The following is a 16,078-nucleotide window of genomic DNA, read 5'->3' as shown; positions in this document are numbered from 1 at the left end:
TGTTAGTTTTGATTAATGGTAATAGTTGTTGCCGCGGATATTTTTATGATCAATATCTTGTAGTAAATCACCTTGAGCTTGTGGCAAGGGTTGCTTATCCAAGCCCTTTTCTAAAATGTTTTTTACTTGTTTTACGCGAGTAACACCTGTGGCTAATGCGCGATGACAGGCTGCTTCAAGACGTTGGTCAGTAAACTTCTTACCTAGGCTTAATAACCCCATACAAGCACGGTAGCTTTGCTCTGGATGCTTTTTAGCTTGCATCAATTGCATAACAAACTGCTCCGTTGAACCACCGAACTTAGCTGCCCAACGTTCGAACCGTTGTGGTGACCATTGCTGCTGCTTTTGATGAGCTATTGGCATATGTAGATCAAGCGTGGTGTGTGCACCTTCTCGGTGTGATCTTGGGTGAACGGCTACTTGAACACCCTGATGGTAAAGTGTCACCAGTTGACCTGTGGCATGGGCTTCAAGCTTTTGTTTGATCAAGGTATGAGGTACTGAGTAGTAGTGTTTTTCAACTTCGACATGATAATCAATATGCACGCTTACTTGTTTGACTAAGGTGTAACTGTAAGCCTGTGTGGGTAGTGGTTTGAGAGCAGGTTTATCAATGGATTCAAACTGACTGAGCCTTGAACCAGGGTGCTTCTTCATTTTCCGCTGGTTTAAGTCGACAAGCAGTTTTTGTATCTTTAGGGTTTAATTGGCGCAAGCTAAAGAAGCTTTCATTGCGAAGCCGTGCCATTATCCAGCGTTCGACAATTTGCACACCCACTTCTGCTTTGGCTTTATCCTTGGGCTTATAAGGTCTAGCAGGCACAATGACCGTATCATAATGTGTCGCCAATTGTTGGTAGGTTGGATTTAAATCAGGCTCATATCGACAAGGTTTAGTTACCGCACTTTTTAAGTTGTCAGGGATTACCAGCTCTGGCACACCACCAAGAAACTCAAAACAGCGAGCATGACTCATCACCCAATCTTCTAGCTTTTGGCTATACGTTGCCTCCGCATACGTATAATTAGATGCGCCCATAACTGCGACAAACACTTGAGCTGTACGGTATTCACCTGTACTAGCATCAACAATATTCATAGTTGGGCCGCAGTAATCAACAAACAGTTTTTCACCTGCTTTATGGTTTTGTCGCATGGACGGTTTTTGACATTTAAGCCATGCCTTGTACTGTCGGCAGAAGTGGGTGTAACTGTAAAATCCTTCCTCGTGTCGCTCTTTGTATTCTTGCCAAAGCAGCAATAGCGTCATGGTTTTGGGTCGCAGCTCCTGCTGAACTAACAACCAGTCAGGAATACTAAAGCCTTTTAGTCGGGGCTTTGTTTTGAAGAATGCTCGTTGCAGAGAATGATCATCCCATTTTTCATCAAGCGGCCAGCAAGTGATACCTAACTCTGCTGATTTACAGGCATATTTAGAAACAATTGAAGGTGAAATAGATAAGCTGTTTGCTATCTTTCGATGACTGAGTTTACAGTCGTATTTTAGTCTTAAAATCTCTTTAAGTTTACGCATTGAAATAGGTGCCGTTGGCATGGTTATTCTCATCATCAAAAATGAAAAGAATAACGGTTAGAAACACCTACTGGATAGACAAAAATGAGTATAAATTGAACGATACCATTCAAGCCGATCACTCAATACCATTTTGACCAAAAAGTGATCTGCATCGATGGTATTGAGTGATCGCGATGGATAGTATTAAGTGATCGGCTTAGATGGTATTAGGTGATCGCGATGCATGAGAATATGCAATGGTTTTAAAATCGGGAGTTAAGCGCCCTAGTAGCCACATTAATTCAACATTGCGGTGGGTTTCTTTTTCTAATCGACGAGATGATTGGATACGATTCAAATAACCATAAATATAGAGTTTGAGCATCGTACCTGGATGATAACATGGGCGGCCTGTTGCTTTGGTTTTGACTTTTTTAAACCCTAATGAAGCTAAGTCTACACTATCAACAAATGCATCAATGACTCTGACAGGGTTTTCATCGGTAACAAAGTCATCTAATGCCTCTGGGAACAGGGTAGATTGAGTTCTGGATTGGCCTTTTATGTGATGAGACATTGGCGGTAATCTCCTGCTTTGACTTACCGCTTTATTATACTAAATCCACTCGTTGACTTGGATCCCCTGCTAAGACCGATTGATCATATCAATTGTTTACTTAGTCCAAAAGGTGATCAAAACTGAGTTTTCACACAGCCTGGGCTCAAAGCAGTCGTTAGCTGAATCGTGTTGAAATCTACTTTTTCAACTTATAACTACAAGTTAAAAGCATAAATAAAATTATTGGACTTTATTTATTCATCTAATGCGAATATTGACTCTACAGGAACTTCGAAATACCTAGCAAGTTTTAGAGCAATAACAACTGATGGAGTAAAACGACCTGTTTCGACTGTACTAATTGTTTTTCTAGACACGCCAATTAAGTCAGCAAGTTGCTGTTGAGAAACCTTCCTTTTACTCCGTAATTTCGCAATATTATTATCTAATTGACTATTCATCTTCGCCTCGTAATAGAAGTAATATTGGTAAGCTATAACTGATAAATGACAGCCCAAGTGTAAACTCAGCAAAGTCACTAAAGGATAGATTAACTAAAAAGCTTTGAAAGTGATGACCGAAAACAGAAAAAAAAAAACACAAGGAAAGCACAGGAAGTATTGAATGAATATTTAAACCCTTTATTGTTAATATGATTAAAATACTCATCATTAAAATGACTATACCATATTGTATATCTATCCATATTTCCCATTGATTTTATTGTTTTAAATAATGTAAAAACAATAGATATACCTAAAACTATACTTAATAGACCTAAGGTTATGTATAACCAATCATATAGAGTAATAAAAGGCTCAAGTAATTTGTATAAGGGAGAAGATATAAACATTAACCCTACAAATATCCCTAATAGTGAATTTCTTTTTAAGAAAATCTGTTCGTTTATTGCTGTCGATATGATTTGAGTATTCATTGATTTATTCCATTAACACAAAAATGATACCTGTAGGTTACTTGTGATACCCTAAGTTGTCAATGGTAACCTTTAGGTATCAATAAGTATGAATGAAGATTATTATCAAAAGTTAGCCTGCTGCATAAGAATGGTATGACTATTTGATCGTCTCAACAGCCTCTTTTATTTAAAGTGTCTATGACTGCTTTGGTGGCTTTTGCGACTGTCAGGTTAGATTTGAACCTCTAACCCTTAAGTGTCAGATCGCGTTTAAGTTTCTATAACGAATCCAAGTGATATTGGTCAGTAATTGATAATTTATCACATGCGTCAAAGTTGAAACTGGTTAACAGGCATCAACCTTAGTTGTTTTTCCAATTCAGCCAGTCGTTTTACCAACATTAGTTCTCGATTTAATGATTCATGGTAAAGTGCTCGATAATGAGCTTTTTCGGACTTTATTTTATCTAAGTTATCCTTGGAATGCTCTGTAGGTTTACTTTGAATTGACGAGGCTAATTCAATTTCTGCTATTAAGTTTTCAAACTGAGGACGAGATTTCTTGATTGAACTACGTTTACGCCCAGCTTCCAATGCAACTGTATCTTTGGATATACGAGTTCCTTTGGGTAAAATGACCGGTGTATTATTCTTTAATCGCTCTAAAGCTGATATATAGTTTTCTAGGGCTCCCATTAAGTCATCCTCTTTTAACCATTTTATTTTGTTGTAATAATAGTGCTTCTAGTTCCATTTTTTTCAGTTCTGTATTCAATGCTATTTTGATCTAATGACTCTACGAATTTACTTTGATAGTTCATTACGTTTTGTACTTTTGATGGTTTTAAAACAGCATCAGTACACTTTATGCAAGCTGATATATGACCAAGTAGTTTCTTGTTGCAAGGAGAAGTAGTGGTACATGCCCCTAACGCTGTCTCTTGATAAGCTATTTCACCATTTTTAAATTTTTTAACGATATCGCCTCGATTGCTCAAAATTTTTATTTTTTCCTGTTCACTCTTTGGTTTATTAAATCTTTCAATATGATTACCATGACTCCCGTATAAAGTTTCTTCAGATAATAATAATTCCAACACGTACGCAAGCGTATCTACTTCAGGTCGGCTTCTATCATATTCTTTGTAAAAGTGTTCATTGGTATCAAAAAGCTCACTATATTCGTTTCCTTGAGCATAATATAAAGACATTTCACGAGTGATATGCTTGAGTTGTCTTTTTAATGTTGAGAGTTTTACTAGTCCACTTTGGCGGCAATAGTACGCAAGCGTTCGCCTAAATTGGTGAGAAGAAAAAGACCACCTTTCTCCAATTTTAAATTGTTCTTCCATTCTCCACGCTCGAGAGTCATCAACTATTTCAAGGAAGTTAAGGTCATCATTATTAATTTCAATTTCTTTAATATTAATAAAACGCCATAACGTTGAACTTGAATGTCCGTGTGGCAAACAAGCTGTTGAATTTCTTTTTGAACCAACAAACCCTAAATAGCTTGGAGATGGAAATAGAATTAGCTCTTCGGCAGTAAAGTCATGACCGAAGGTTACAAGTTTTGCGATAGATTGCAGTACTTCAACAATGGTTTCACTTTCTTTTGATGTGATCCAAGCTGCTGTTTTCCTTTGACCAACAAGTTTACTTGTTTTTCCTAACAGTCGAACTATTTTTCCATGTTTTGATTTCTCTATGGATAAACAATTCAACATTAAGCTAAGCAATTCACTATATCTCATGCCTGAATAAGTATGTAATAAATACCTGCCTGCATCTTGAATTGCTAAAATATAACCATGAAGATTAGTAACCCTTGTGATCCCCAAACTATCAAGTTCACTGGTTAATCCATGAAATTCGACGGCTTCTGCAAAATTGAGTTCAATGCCGTATATGTCAATATTTTTGAGGACTTGCCTCCGTCCATATCTTTTATTCTCAACACACTTTTCAACAAGTGATATTAGTGATACTTGGATTTTTTTAAAGGAAAATATCAATGACCAAAGCTCAGATAAAAAACCGCTAAATATACGAGGAGGTATGACGGGGTGTTGTTTTGAATCTTGAATAGATTCTCGTAGCGCTCGAATATCAGTGATTGCTTTTAACCCTAATGTAGGAACACCTGTTTGCGTTTCACCTAGTTCTAATAAATGCCCTAAAAAAGCGGTAAAGTAAATCAATATACTGCTGCTGTTAACTTTAGAGTTTATAAATTTGGTGACATTTTGTTCTGATGCTAAAACCTCAGTGATACTAATACTTTTTTCATTGGCGTAATGACACAGTTTTTTAATTACCTTGTGATAATTATATATAGTTCCAACTGTAAGAGCTCCTGAACGCCCCGTTTGAAACAAGATATATCATTATAAAAGTAAGCCATTTTGCTTCATCTACCGTTTGATATGGGATGTTATTCCAAAACAATTTTGTATCTTGTGACGCAGCGGTACGGTAAGGGGTTAAATCCCAATGTGTTGCGTCACCATAGGTTGATAACACTAGCCCGCCACTACTTCGTGATATCACAAATTTTTTAGAGGGGTAAGTTATATTCCCAGAGTTAAGTTGGAAATCGTCCGGTTTAGTTTGATCAATGGCAGTTTCAAATCTCGATTCATAAATTAATTGATAAGATTCATTCATTTGATTAGCTCCAGATTAATGAGAAATTGATATTTTCTACCCCAATAAGGAGAGAGTATTTCTTGCTCAGACACTTCAGAGCATACTCTATCAACAAGCCATTTTAGTTTTTCACTTTGATTTCTGAGAAGCATTAATATTTCATCAATACGGACAAGTATTTCGCCAAAATAGTTTTCAAAATGTGTTTCACTGCTTGCAAGTTGACGAGACTCAATAGAGATAAAGCGAAAGCTAACTAATTTCCTTATGTCTTCTTCATCTGCAATTATTCTATAGTGGGAACAATGTAAGCAACCAGGAGGTGTTGAACAGTCAGGTAAAATATTATTTTTAGCGCTAATGGGCTGTGGGGATTGGTATCGTTGACAATGACCTACGGGAACAGCTGTATACTGAGCTTTTTTAGCGCTAGAAGTATTAAATTGAATGGTAGAAAGGCTATCGTAGAATTTTGACATTTCGTCTGCGCTTTCAATTTCTGACCCTGTTGTGTAATGCTTTAACACTGTACGCTCGCTATTTTGTAACATCATAGCCGTGGTTTTAGGATCTGTATTAGTGACTAACCAGTCGGCTTTGTGAGCTCTCCATTCTCGCGCAGTTATTGTCGGTATTTCGATACCTATATTATTTCTTAATTTTTTATTGAAATTGGTAGAGAATCCTTTTGATAGTGGCTTGTGATTTAAAATTGAAGCATCAAAACCAAAGAATAGGAGTGAGCTATCTTCCACAAGTAAGTATTCTCGGAGTTTCAAATACTTTCTAAAGAGTGGTAAAAATGAGCTGGTAACAATAAAATGTTGTGTTTTTTTTCCCGCTCGAAGTTTGATCGTGCGATATCCTTGATGTTCTTTTCCAACATTATAATCGTCAGACCAATCTAACATTATCAATTGTGCTAAATTCATCGCCGTATTAGATATGAATAACATGGTAAAAGCTTCACTTGCAAGGGAAGCTAGGCGTCTTCGATAGTAATGATTGTTGTGTTCATTAGCTTCAGCTAGAACTTTTTGAGATGATTTCATAATATATCTAGCAGCATCTTTTTTTTTTGTTTTTTATCCCCACTGTAGTGCTTTATATAATGTTTTCTACTTTAGATAGACAACCATTTTCATAATCCCATGACCAAAAACCTCTGGTCCATTCACTACGCATTCTTAATTTAGATGCAGTGGCCATTGGACGGACTATTGGAAATACCCACAGATTTTCTTTAGGTAAAGTTAATTGAAATGGGTATTTCCCAAAACTAAGAACAAAATCAGTTATTTGGTTAAAAATACTCAAATATAGTTCAATAGACTGACGAGCTTCTGAATAAACAGGGACGGGGGTTGCGTTTGATGCCGCCTCACTTTTTCTGACAAGACGCAATCCTGCACTAATACTCCCTTCATCGTCATCAAAAATAAACTTTAGTATTTCTATTACATGGTTCTGATAACGACCTGCGGTGTTTACGTTGAGTTGACTACTTCGTACTAAGTGAAAAAGAGCAAGAATATATTCAGACAAACTTTCCCTAGCTCTCATTATTGAGTTCAATACATTTTCTTGTTGATTTAAATCACACCAAACTAAAAATTGGTTAAAGCTACTTGTATGACGCGATAAGGTTTGTGGACTTATACCTGTGCTATATCGGCTATGTAAATATTCGACAAAGCCTTTAATCGCTTTAATACGGCACTTATTGAATGAACTGACATCAACTAGGCTTATAGCATGGTCCGCATGATTTGAATTAGTATGTTTTGGCTTTCTCTTCGTAAAACACCAGGAACCGACATCTAAGTATTTTACTTGCCAAGGTACCTTTATCTGTAACTGTGAATAGTCAGCGGGATAAGTATTATCATCAAAATTAAGTGGGATATTTTCGAGTTCGAATACGATAGTTTTACGTTCTTTCCAGCAGGTATTATTTTCCTCCATAATTGTCACCCACTTGCATAAGGTATTTTTCAAACTCAGATTGAACGGTAAGTGCAATTGAGAAGTCTTTTCGAAATGTCAGATATCGTTCAGTTGTGGTAATACTTGAATGGCCCAATCTTTTTTGAACGACCATTAGAGCTGACCACAAAGCATCTCCACTCAATAACTCTCTCCCCATAATAGAATTATTACTAGTAGATTTAATTTTATCTTCAAGCAAATTCATACCAAAAGTGGCTCTGAGATCATGAAATCTAATGCTAAATATGTGACCTTTGCTAATGAGTTCGGGTAAAAGTTGCTGTCGTATAAATGCGTTTACAGATATTCCTCGAGGGGGATGACGATACAGAGATAAAAATGGATCTGTATTAGCCATATAATAAGATCGTCCGCTTTTAGTCAAAAATGCGTATTGATGATTATCAAATTCATAAACCAATTTTGATATCTTCTTCCTTGTTATGGCACGACTTGAGCCAAGATATAACTGAATACGCCGATATAGCCACGAAGGGATATGCAGAACAATATTCTTTCCGTATTTCGTATCAATTAAGGTACCGTTTCCAGTATTTATTCTCATGTTCTCTAAACTATCAGGTATTTTAGCTTCAAAATGACAATATCTTAATGTGAAAACCGTTTGAAGCCTTGCACCGGTCGTTAAAGCAAGCATAAATGATAAAGTCATTTCTGAATTAGCAATATTTCTTAATGCCTCAACTAACTGATATTGCTCATCTGTGGAAAGTGGCCTTAATTTCCCCCCATCTTGTATGTACTCACCGAAATCAGAGTTGTTATTAATTTGTTTAAAAGACAAATCAGTGGATATTTGTTTTTTACTCTGTGAGAAACCTTTATGGTCTTTAAAACTAATAAAAATTTCTTTTTCTCTCCATAATGGATACTCAAAAGTTACGCCTCCGCAACTCTTTAACCACCGGTAGAATGTTTGTACTGTACCCATTCGACGTTTAGCTGTACTAGATTTTATTTGACCATTTCTGATTAATTCATGAAGGTATGCACAGAATCGATAGGTTGGTCTTGCCATTATTCGCTTTGGGACAGCTAAATAATCAACTTCTTCAGTGTCTAGCCATCTTCTGAACATAACTAGATCAACAGATTTAGACTCTAGAGTTTTTCGCGAAACACGTTTCACCGATTTTAAACTATCGAGTAAAAATAAATTAGCTTGCTCCCAAAGGCTTCCATCTAAGTTAAGTATCATAGGGAAGTGATTATAATGATCTAAACTAAAATCATCATCTTGCTGAATTTGATACTTAAACGGTTCTTTAGTTTTGAGGCAAGTATTAGAAATCACGTCACCATCAATAACATGACTAGTAGGCTCAAATAATTTTAAGTGAGTTATAACTTCAAACTTTGCTTTAGGCATTTAGTTCTCCATTTTTAGATGTAAATGAAAAAATTAAAATTTGGATTATGAATAGTGATTTAAATAAATAGAAAGCTAAGGTAACTCAAAACGAATGTTTTTACAGGAAAAAATGTCCGTATTTCAATATATATACATCTGTGAAATATGACAGTTATATATACAGTACATGCGTATCGGTCGATAAAGTATTTGGCTGTATGTCTGATGAATTATTGTAAAGCAAATCGAAAGCAAAGTGACCTTCGTACTCATTAGCACCAATCACTTGCGTACTTACTGGCACATGATTTGAAACCAATGTGAGTGCAGAAACCCCTTTGCCTTTTGAAAAGTATTTAGATGAATAACGCGCTTTAAAAGTATTAATTCGGCACTCAAATTTTTGACCGTCAATACTTGAAAATAGCTGGTTATCGTCCACATGGTAGTAAGCAAATATAGGCAAGGTTGCGATAGCATTAGAAATATTATCATTCGATTGAGTCAGCGTTTCATATCGAATATAACTATCATCTACACTGCGTAATTTCCCCATTGAACGGTCAGAGATATTCGCCATTTTATATAAGCCGTAATTCGTGCCGTTTGCCAAAATACAAGCAATGAGATCTTCTTTATCTACCGGTGACTTTTCTTTTGATGCTGATATATGGGTAAACGAATTTAAGTAATCTGTTTTTTGATCGACAAATAGCATTAGTTCAACAATACCCATATGTTGAATTTGATTATAAAGCGGATTTTCAATGGTTTGTTGCCAACGGCTGTTAGGAATTGACCACTTAAGTTCGGCCTTACCAGGAATAAACTCAACGTACTTATTATCGCCACTAAAAATATGTTCACTTGCTTTCTTCAGCTTAATTTCTAATTGTTGGCTCTTATCGGCTAGCGTTTGATTAATGGGCGTAATTAACTTATCAAGGCCAGTATTTTCAATGATTTCAGCCTTGTGCTTCCATTCTTTAGGTTGAATTAAATCTGACGTTAAACTACGATTATTAACGCTTTCTCTAACTGTTAAGTTATTGCTATGAAATAGCTGCTCGGCTTTACGGTAAAGGAAATACTCAAAGCGATTAGCAATTAACTTGGTATTATCACCTTCAATATATTCACGTTCACTTTTAGATACCACATCGAGATTAATTGTTTTTATTGTTTTGAATGCGGTTAATTCTTCGTGAGCCTTGATGTATTGTTCACGCAATTCGTCTTTAAGATGAATGAATTCAATATCAATAGACATAAAAAGTGATCGGATAAGCTTTTTAATTTTACTGGATTGTTTATCGATGAATTGCCATTCGTACTGACGGCCATCAAAGTCGTTATTATCTAAATGATCACTTAACAGTTTAATGCTATTGGCTGGAATAAGCTCAAAAGCTTTTTTACGGACATCTCCAAAGCTTAAATTATCATCCATATCGGTATCGATGAAATACTTTAATAAACTACCCGCAGATTTTAATTTAGTTCTAACAATATTTACATCTTCGACAATACGTTGTTTGGCATAAACTTTAGCTGATTCGGTTAGCTTTCTCACTAAGTAAATAAAAGCGGCTACAAGGTTATCGTTAGTTTCTCGGTACCTGAAAAACAAATAGCAAACGAGGTATAAAATAGTTTGGCTGTCTGCATGTCTTCTGAGTTTATAAACTGTCTTGTGTTTAACTAATGACGCGTAGTATTCAAGGTTTTTGGGGGATAATTTGAGTTCAGCAATAGCACTTTAATTTCAGGGTAAAGTAAACGTATAGTTTTATGTGTCTTCAACTCTTGTGCTATTTGACTAGCCGAAAAATCTTTAGCCATTCTTTTCAATTTAGCTAGGTCAGTAAAGGTACTATTTGATTCAAGTAATTTAAGTAATATGGCTTTTGTGGATTGAGTTAAATTTTCATTGAGAATATGCTCAATACGGCTTCGTTCATTTGATAAAACGGTTGAGATAGTGTCTTGTAGTGTTGTATAACCAGCAAGCGCTATTCTGTTTTGACCAAAATAAGCAATACATTCATCGAAAACATACCTAGGCTCTAAGTTTATTTTTACGACATTATTAAGTCTTTTAAGAAGTAGTTCTTTATCTACTTTACTATGATAATTTGAAAAGCCAGTATAGTTAAGTAGCTTTTTGAACAACTTTGTTTTTGTTGTTCGAGGTAAGTCAGCCAACATCATATCTTTGCCATTGAAATATTTAGTTTTGACATAATCAAGGTCAACAACAACGTCATTCAAATGAAAAGTTAAAAATAATAGGGCGTGATCTAAAGTAGCCTAATAGCAGGATAAAATATACTCGGGTTTCTAATCGCCTTAGCTCATTAACCAGTTTTTGGGTTTCACTATCCAATGAAAAATAGTCTTCTCTGTCTGTATGATTAAAGTTAGGAAGAGCGTAAAGTTCGTTTATTTCAGACGATGTAAGTATTTGAATACGTTTAGTGGTTGGGCTAGTGATGATATTTGACCTTTATAGTTATTTTACACCATCATAACTTATGAATGGTCAATAAATAACCTTAAGGTTCATTTCGAGGGGATGGGCACAAAACCCCTTTTTATGATCAATATCTTGTAGTAAATCACCTTGAGCTTGTGGCAAGGGTTGCTTATCCAAGCCCTTTTCTAAAATGTTTTTTACTTGTTTTACGCGAGTAACACCTGTGGCTAATGCGCGATGACAGGCTGCTTCAAGACGTTGGTCAGTAAACTTCTTACCTAGGCTTAATAACCCCATACAAGCACGGTAGCTTTGCTCTGGATGCTTTTTAGCTTGCATCAATTGCATAACAAACTGCTCCGTTGAACCACCGAACTTAGCTGCCCAACGTTCGAACCGTTGTGGTGACCATTGCTGCTGCTTTTGATGAGCTATTGGCATATGTAGATCAAGCGTGGTGTGTGCACCTTCTCGGTGTGATCTTGGGTGAACGGCTACTTGAACACCCTGATGGTAAAGTGTCACCAGTTGACCTGTGGCATGGGCTTCAAGCTTTTGTTTGATCAAGGTATGAGGTACTGAGTAGTAGTGTTTTTCAACTTCGACATGATAATCAATATGCACGCTTACTTGTTTGACTAAGGTGTAACTGTAAGCCTGTGTGGGTAGTGGTTTGAGAGCAGGTTTATCAATGGATTCAAACTGACTGAGCCTTGAACCAGGGTGCTTCTTCATTTTCCGCTGGTTTAAGTCGACAAGCAGTTTTTGTATCTTTAGGTTTAATTGGCGCAAGCTAAAGAAGCTTTCATTGCGAAGCCGTGCCATTATCCAGCGTTCGACAATTTGCACACCCACTTCTGCTTTGGCTTTATCCTTGGGCTTATAAGGTCTAGCAGGCACAATGACCGTATTGTAGTGTGTCGCCAATTGTTGGTAGGTTGGATTTAAATCAGGCTCATATCGACAAGGTTTAGTTACCGCACTTTTTAAGTTGTCAGGGATTACCAGCTCTGGCACACCACCAAGAAACTCAAAACAACGAGCATGACTCATCACCCAATCTTCTAGCTTTTGGCTATACGTTGCCTCCGCATACGTATAATTAGATGCGCCCATAACTGCGACAAACACTTGAGCTGTACGGTATTCACCTGTACTAGCATCAACAATATTCATAGTTGGGCCGCAGTAATCAACAAACAGTTTTTCACCTGCTTTATGGTTTTGTCGCATGGACGGTTTTTTGACATTTAAGCCATGCCTTGTACTGTCGGCAGAAGTGGGTGTAACTGTAAAATCCTTCCTCGTGTCGCTCTTTGTATTCTTGCCAAAGCAGCAATAGCGTCATGGTTTTGGGTCGCAGCTCCTGCTGAACTAACAACCAGTCAGGAATACTAAAGCCTTTTAGTCGGGGCTTTGTTTTGAAGAATGCTCGTTGCAGAGAATGATCATCCCATTTTTCATCAAGCGGCCAGCAAGTGATACCTAACTCTGCTGATTTACAGGCATATTTAGAAACAATTGAAGGTGAAATAGATAAGCTGTTTGCTATCTTTCGATGACTGAGTTTACAGTCGTATTTTAGTCTTAAAATCTCTTTAAGTTTACGCATTGAAATAGGTGCCGTTGGCATGGTTATTCTCATCATCAAAAATGAAAAGAATAACGGTTAAAAACACCTACTGGATAGACAAAAATGAGTATAAATTGAACGATACCATTCAAGCCGATCACTCAATACCATTTTGACCAAAAAGTGATCTGCATCGATGGTATTGAGTGATCGCGATGGATAGTATTAAGTGATCGGCTTAGATGGTATTAGGTGATCGCGATGCATGAGAATATGCAAGGTCAACTAACTGGCACTCAATTGATTTCGACAAACACTCGAAATTTTAAACTCTTACTTCATCTTTGCGTACAAAGTGTGGACTAAATCCTGTGGCGCAATGTGCCCCACAGCGAGATAGAAATATAAAAATTTAATACCTAAAATCATATTAATCGAACGTCCGCTTTTGGTGTTTTTAATCAAATTAAAATTTTTGACTTTATAGATTTCTGATGAAACTTAAAACAATTCTCTTATCTAATGCAAGGATGATTTGTATCGGCTCAAATGTCGCTAGGTAAGCCAAGACTAATGTCCGGTTTCGTATCTTTGCTGACCTAATAAACTGTACGATTCGGTCAAATCCAAAATTGAAAAATGTTAGATAAAATATGAACTTCTACAGGGGGCGTTCAAAATTCTGTGTCCGATTAAATTCTTAAATATCGAGCACGCTGTCTAAACGCCCCTCAAAATAAATCGCTAACTGAGATAAACAGATTAAGCATGTACTTTTTAAACTAAGTGACTAGCTGTGAAATTAATTCCATTTTATCCTGCTTACTCATATTTACGATTAAATCCTTTATGGACTCAACCTTAGGAACTAAGGATATTTTTTTTAAACCCGCATATTCTTCAATTTTGTACGATATACGAATAGCTGGTTCTCGTAGCTCCTCAGCGGTCAAAACTGTATACCCAGCGGTGACATCATTACGAGCTGTTTTATGATTTAACAGACGCTTCATAGTGTATGTGCCTATCCCAATGCTTTCAGCGATGGAACAATAGGTACGGCGAAGATCATGTAAAGTAAATGACAACTCCGCTACATCATTAATACGGTGAATAATTTTCTTTGGCTCGATCACTCTGCCCTTTTTATTGTTAGCGCCAAATACAAACTTTGATATTTTGTACTGAGATCGCCTTTCTAGTATTTCGGTTAATTTTGGAGTTAACGGCAACTCTAGACCTGAGCCATTCTTCGTACGTTCTAACCAAAACAAGTTATCTTCTACATAAACGGCATCCCATTCAAGTTCTAGTAGCTCTGTCTTTCTTAAGCCTGTAAACGCCATGAACTCAACAAAATCACAAACAGTAACTGTAAAGTTTTCTCTGTATGTCATTGCTTCTGTTCTAATTTGTTCGATAGCTTCAATGAATGGTTTTAATTGAGATGGCCTCAGCCTTGTTTGCTTTCTAGCAACATTATTCCAAGCTCGCTTATCTGAAAGTATTGTGACTGGGTTATGTGGAAATAAGGTATAACGATCCGATGACTTATACTCCGATTTAGCAAAATTAAATAGTGCTCTAAGCGTACGCATAGCAAAATCAGCTTGTGCTGGACTGCTTTTAGTGAGGTGTGCATGCAGCTTGTAAATTGCATCTTCTGTAAGGTCTGCCATGCGTTTATTAAGCCAAGCTTTAAAATAACAACGCATAACTTGCTCATATCCTCGAAGAGTAGTATCCCTCAATTCTCTATTTAATTTATAAGTTTCATAAACCTCTTTTAGTGTAACTCCCGCAGCTCTGAATTGCCTTTTACTATCATTAGGATTAATACCATCGGCAATATCTGCCATCGCCTTTCGAGCAAGCTTTCTAGCTTGCTCGATAGATAGCGAAGGAAAGTTTCCTAGAGTTATTGATAATGGTGTTGTTTTGCCTGATAGCTTTTTATACACCCTAAATGCTTTTTGCCCTGAAAGTGTAATGTCCAACACTAGTCCAGGCATTTGAACATCATAAAATCGAGTGCGCTTTTTTGGAATTCGTAATTTAACTATAGCTTTTTCTGTAAATCTGAAGTGAGTATCTTTCATAATGGTGCTACCTCTGTGCTACTTTCAGCTCAAAAATTAGTGCGCTGATATACATAATGATTTATGCACGAGAGGTTCAACACAATCAATAACCCGTTGAATAACTTATAGAATCAAGTAATTCAACGGATAAATAAGTAAATATAAGTAAGTGTTACAAATAGGCCTCATAATCGGCAGGTCCCCTGTTCAAGTCAGGGAGGGGCCACCATTTACAAAGACCTTCCCCATTAGTAACTCTTAACAGTTATTATTTATTTAAGCTGCGGATCACTCACGGATCGCTATTTAGCATTTTTTTAATTTGGCCACATTTTTTCTAATCTAATTTCGCATAGTGACCAGTATTGTCGTTCAATACTTAAAATCTTATCTCGTTTAACTTCAAAGCTTTTCCATTTCATATATTTCGGCTTTTGAAAATACATAGTTGATTCTACTAGGTTATTAATTTCAGCAGAACTGCCCCATAGGTTTGTGCGTAGTTTTCTAATTCTCCTAGCTAACCTATCTTGCTTTCCCTCGCTTTGGCTTGCATAGCTAAGGTTTGTACACTCACGGCAAGCATATAGTTTTTTGAGCATGTATAAGTGTTGCCTTTGCTTCACGCAACAAGGGCAAATTAAATAAACTTTATTGCTGACACTTCTACTGTCTGTTTGTAGTGGTACTGATATTTTTTTCCTTGAATAGTAAATATCATTACACGCAGCCATTCTTCAGACTGAGTAAGTTCAAATTTAGAATGCCCCTCGCTAAAGTCTGCCCCCGGATTCTGCAGCAAAGAGGCAGGGTTAAAACAAAATAGGTAACCACTACATTATTTGCATATTTCTGCTTTGTCTACTATTTTGAGAATTACACGGATGATATAACTGACGAAGCATTGAATGTGCAACCCTTCTAAATCTTTCATCCTGCCT

The 16,078-nt window shown here is 36.5% G+C and carries 10 protein-coding genes and 3 pseudogenes; all 13 read right to left on the bottom strand.

Going from position 1 to position 16,078, the window contains the following annotated elements:
- Window positions 1-12: 12 nt before the first annotated feature.
- Window positions 13-1,558, bottom strand: a pseudogene (gene istA, locus FGD67_RS15610) (IS21 family transposase).
- A gap of 214 nt (window positions 1,559-1,772) precedes the next feature.
- Window positions 1,773-2,096: pseudogene (locus tag FGD67_RS15605) on the bottom strand (transposase); the annotation flags it as partial.
- Between the two features lie 236 nt (window positions 2,097-2,332).
- A complete protein-coding gene (locus FGD67_RS15600; protein ID WP_257172028.1) occupies window positions 2,333-2,539 on the bottom strand; it encodes a helix-turn-helix transcriptional regulator in 207 nt (68 codons plus the stop codon).
- A gap of 788 nt (window positions 2,540-3,327) precedes the next feature.
- A complete protein-coding gene (locus tag FGD67_RS15595; RefSeq protein WP_257172027.1) occupies window positions 3,328-3,693 on the bottom strand; it encodes a hypothetical protein in 366 nt (121 codons plus the stop codon).
- Between the two features lie 23 nt (window positions 3,694-3,716).
- Window positions 3,717-5,375: a hypothetical protein gene (locus tag FGD67_RS15590; RefSeq protein ID WP_257172026.1), complete on the bottom strand. Its 1,659-nt coding sequence runs from the start codon at window positions 5,373-5,375 to the stop codon at window positions 3,717-3,719.
- 285 nt (window positions 5,376-5,660) lie between these two features.
- Window positions 5,661-6,698, bottom strand: a complete 1,038-nt coding sequence (locus FGD67_RS15585; protein WP_257172025.1) for a hypothetical protein — start codon at window positions 6,696-6,698, stop codon at window positions 5,661-5,663.
- Window positions 6,699-6,750: 52 nt separating this feature from the next.
- Complete coding sequence (locus FGD67_RS15580; protein WP_257172024.1) at window positions 6,751-7,611, bottom strand: hypothetical protein; 861 nt, start codon at window positions 7,609-7,611, stop codon at window positions 6,751-6,753.
- Window positions 7,598-9,025: a site-specific integrase gene (locus tag FGD67_RS15575; RefSeq protein ID WP_257172023.1), complete on the bottom strand. Its 1,428-nt coding sequence runs from the start codon at window positions 9,023-9,025 to the stop codon at window positions 7,598-7,600. The genes FGD67_RS15580 and FGD67_RS15575 overlap by 14 nt, the downstream gene beginning before the upstream one ends.
- A 154-nt stretch (window positions 9,026-9,179) precedes the next feature.
- Window positions 9,180-10,580: a Tn3 family transposase gene (locus tag FGD67_RS15570; protein WP_257172022.1), complete on the bottom strand. Its 1,401-nt coding sequence runs from the start codon at window positions 10,578-10,580 to the stop codon at window positions 9,180-9,182.
- A 128-nt stretch (window positions 10,581-10,708) separates the two neighbouring features.
- Window positions 10,709-11,278: a DUF4158 domain-containing protein gene (locus tag FGD67_RS15565; protein WP_257172021.1), complete on the bottom strand. Its 570-nt coding sequence runs from the start codon at window positions 11,276-11,278 to the stop codon at window positions 10,709-10,711.
- Complete coding sequence (locus FGD67_RS21940; protein WP_373567887.1) at window positions 11,271-11,471, bottom strand: DUF4158 domain-containing protein; 201 nt, start codon at window positions 11,469-11,471, stop codon at window positions 11,271-11,273. Before FGD67_RS21940 ends, FGD67_RS15565 begins: the two co-directional genes overlap by 8 nt.
- Window positions 11,472-11,549: 78 nt before the next feature.
- A pseudogene (gene istA, locus FGD67_RS15560) lies at window positions 11,550-13,116 on the bottom strand (IS21 family transposase).
- Window positions 13,117-13,838: 722 nt separating this feature from the next.
- On the bottom strand, window positions 13,839-15,155 hold the full coding sequence (locus FGD67_RS15555) for an integrase family protein (protein WP_257172020.1): 1,317 nt from the start codon (window positions 15,153-15,155) through the stop codon (window positions 13,839-13,841).
- Window positions 15,156-16,078: the final 923 nt, after the last annotated feature.

This window comes from Colwellia sp. M166 (genome assembly GCF_024585285.1).
In the GTDB taxonomy this organism is placed as follows: Bacteria; Pseudomonadota; Gammaproteobacteria; order Enterobacterales; family Alteromonadaceae; genus Cognaticolwellia.
Note: the sequence above shows the minus strand (reverse complement) of the source record. Positions and strands in the feature narration are given on the sequence as shown.

Coding starts and splice junctions, on each gene's coding strand:
- FGD67_RS15600 (WP_257172028.1), bottom strand. CDS start 2,539: ATGAATAGTCAATTAGATAATAATATTGCGAAATTACGGAGTAAAAGG.
- FGD67_RS15595 (WP_257172027.1), bottom strand. CDS start 3,693: ATGGGAGCCCTAGAAAACTATATATCAGCTTTAGAGCGATTAAAGAAT.
- FGD67_RS15585 (WP_257172025.1), bottom strand. CDS start 6,698: ATGAAATCATCTCAAAAAGTTCTAGCTGAAGCTAATGAACACAACAAT.
- FGD67_RS15580 (WP_257172024.1), bottom strand. CDS start 7,611: ATGGAGGAAAATAATACCTGCTGGAAAGAACGTAAAACTATCGTATTC.
- FGD67_RS15575 (WP_257172023.1), bottom strand. CDS start 9,025: ATGCCTAAAGCAAAGTTTGAAGTTATAACTCACTTAAAATTATTTGAG.
- FGD67_RS15555 (WP_257172020.1), bottom strand. CDS start 15,155: ATGAAAGATACTCACTTCAGATTTACAGAAAAAGCTATAGTTAAATTA.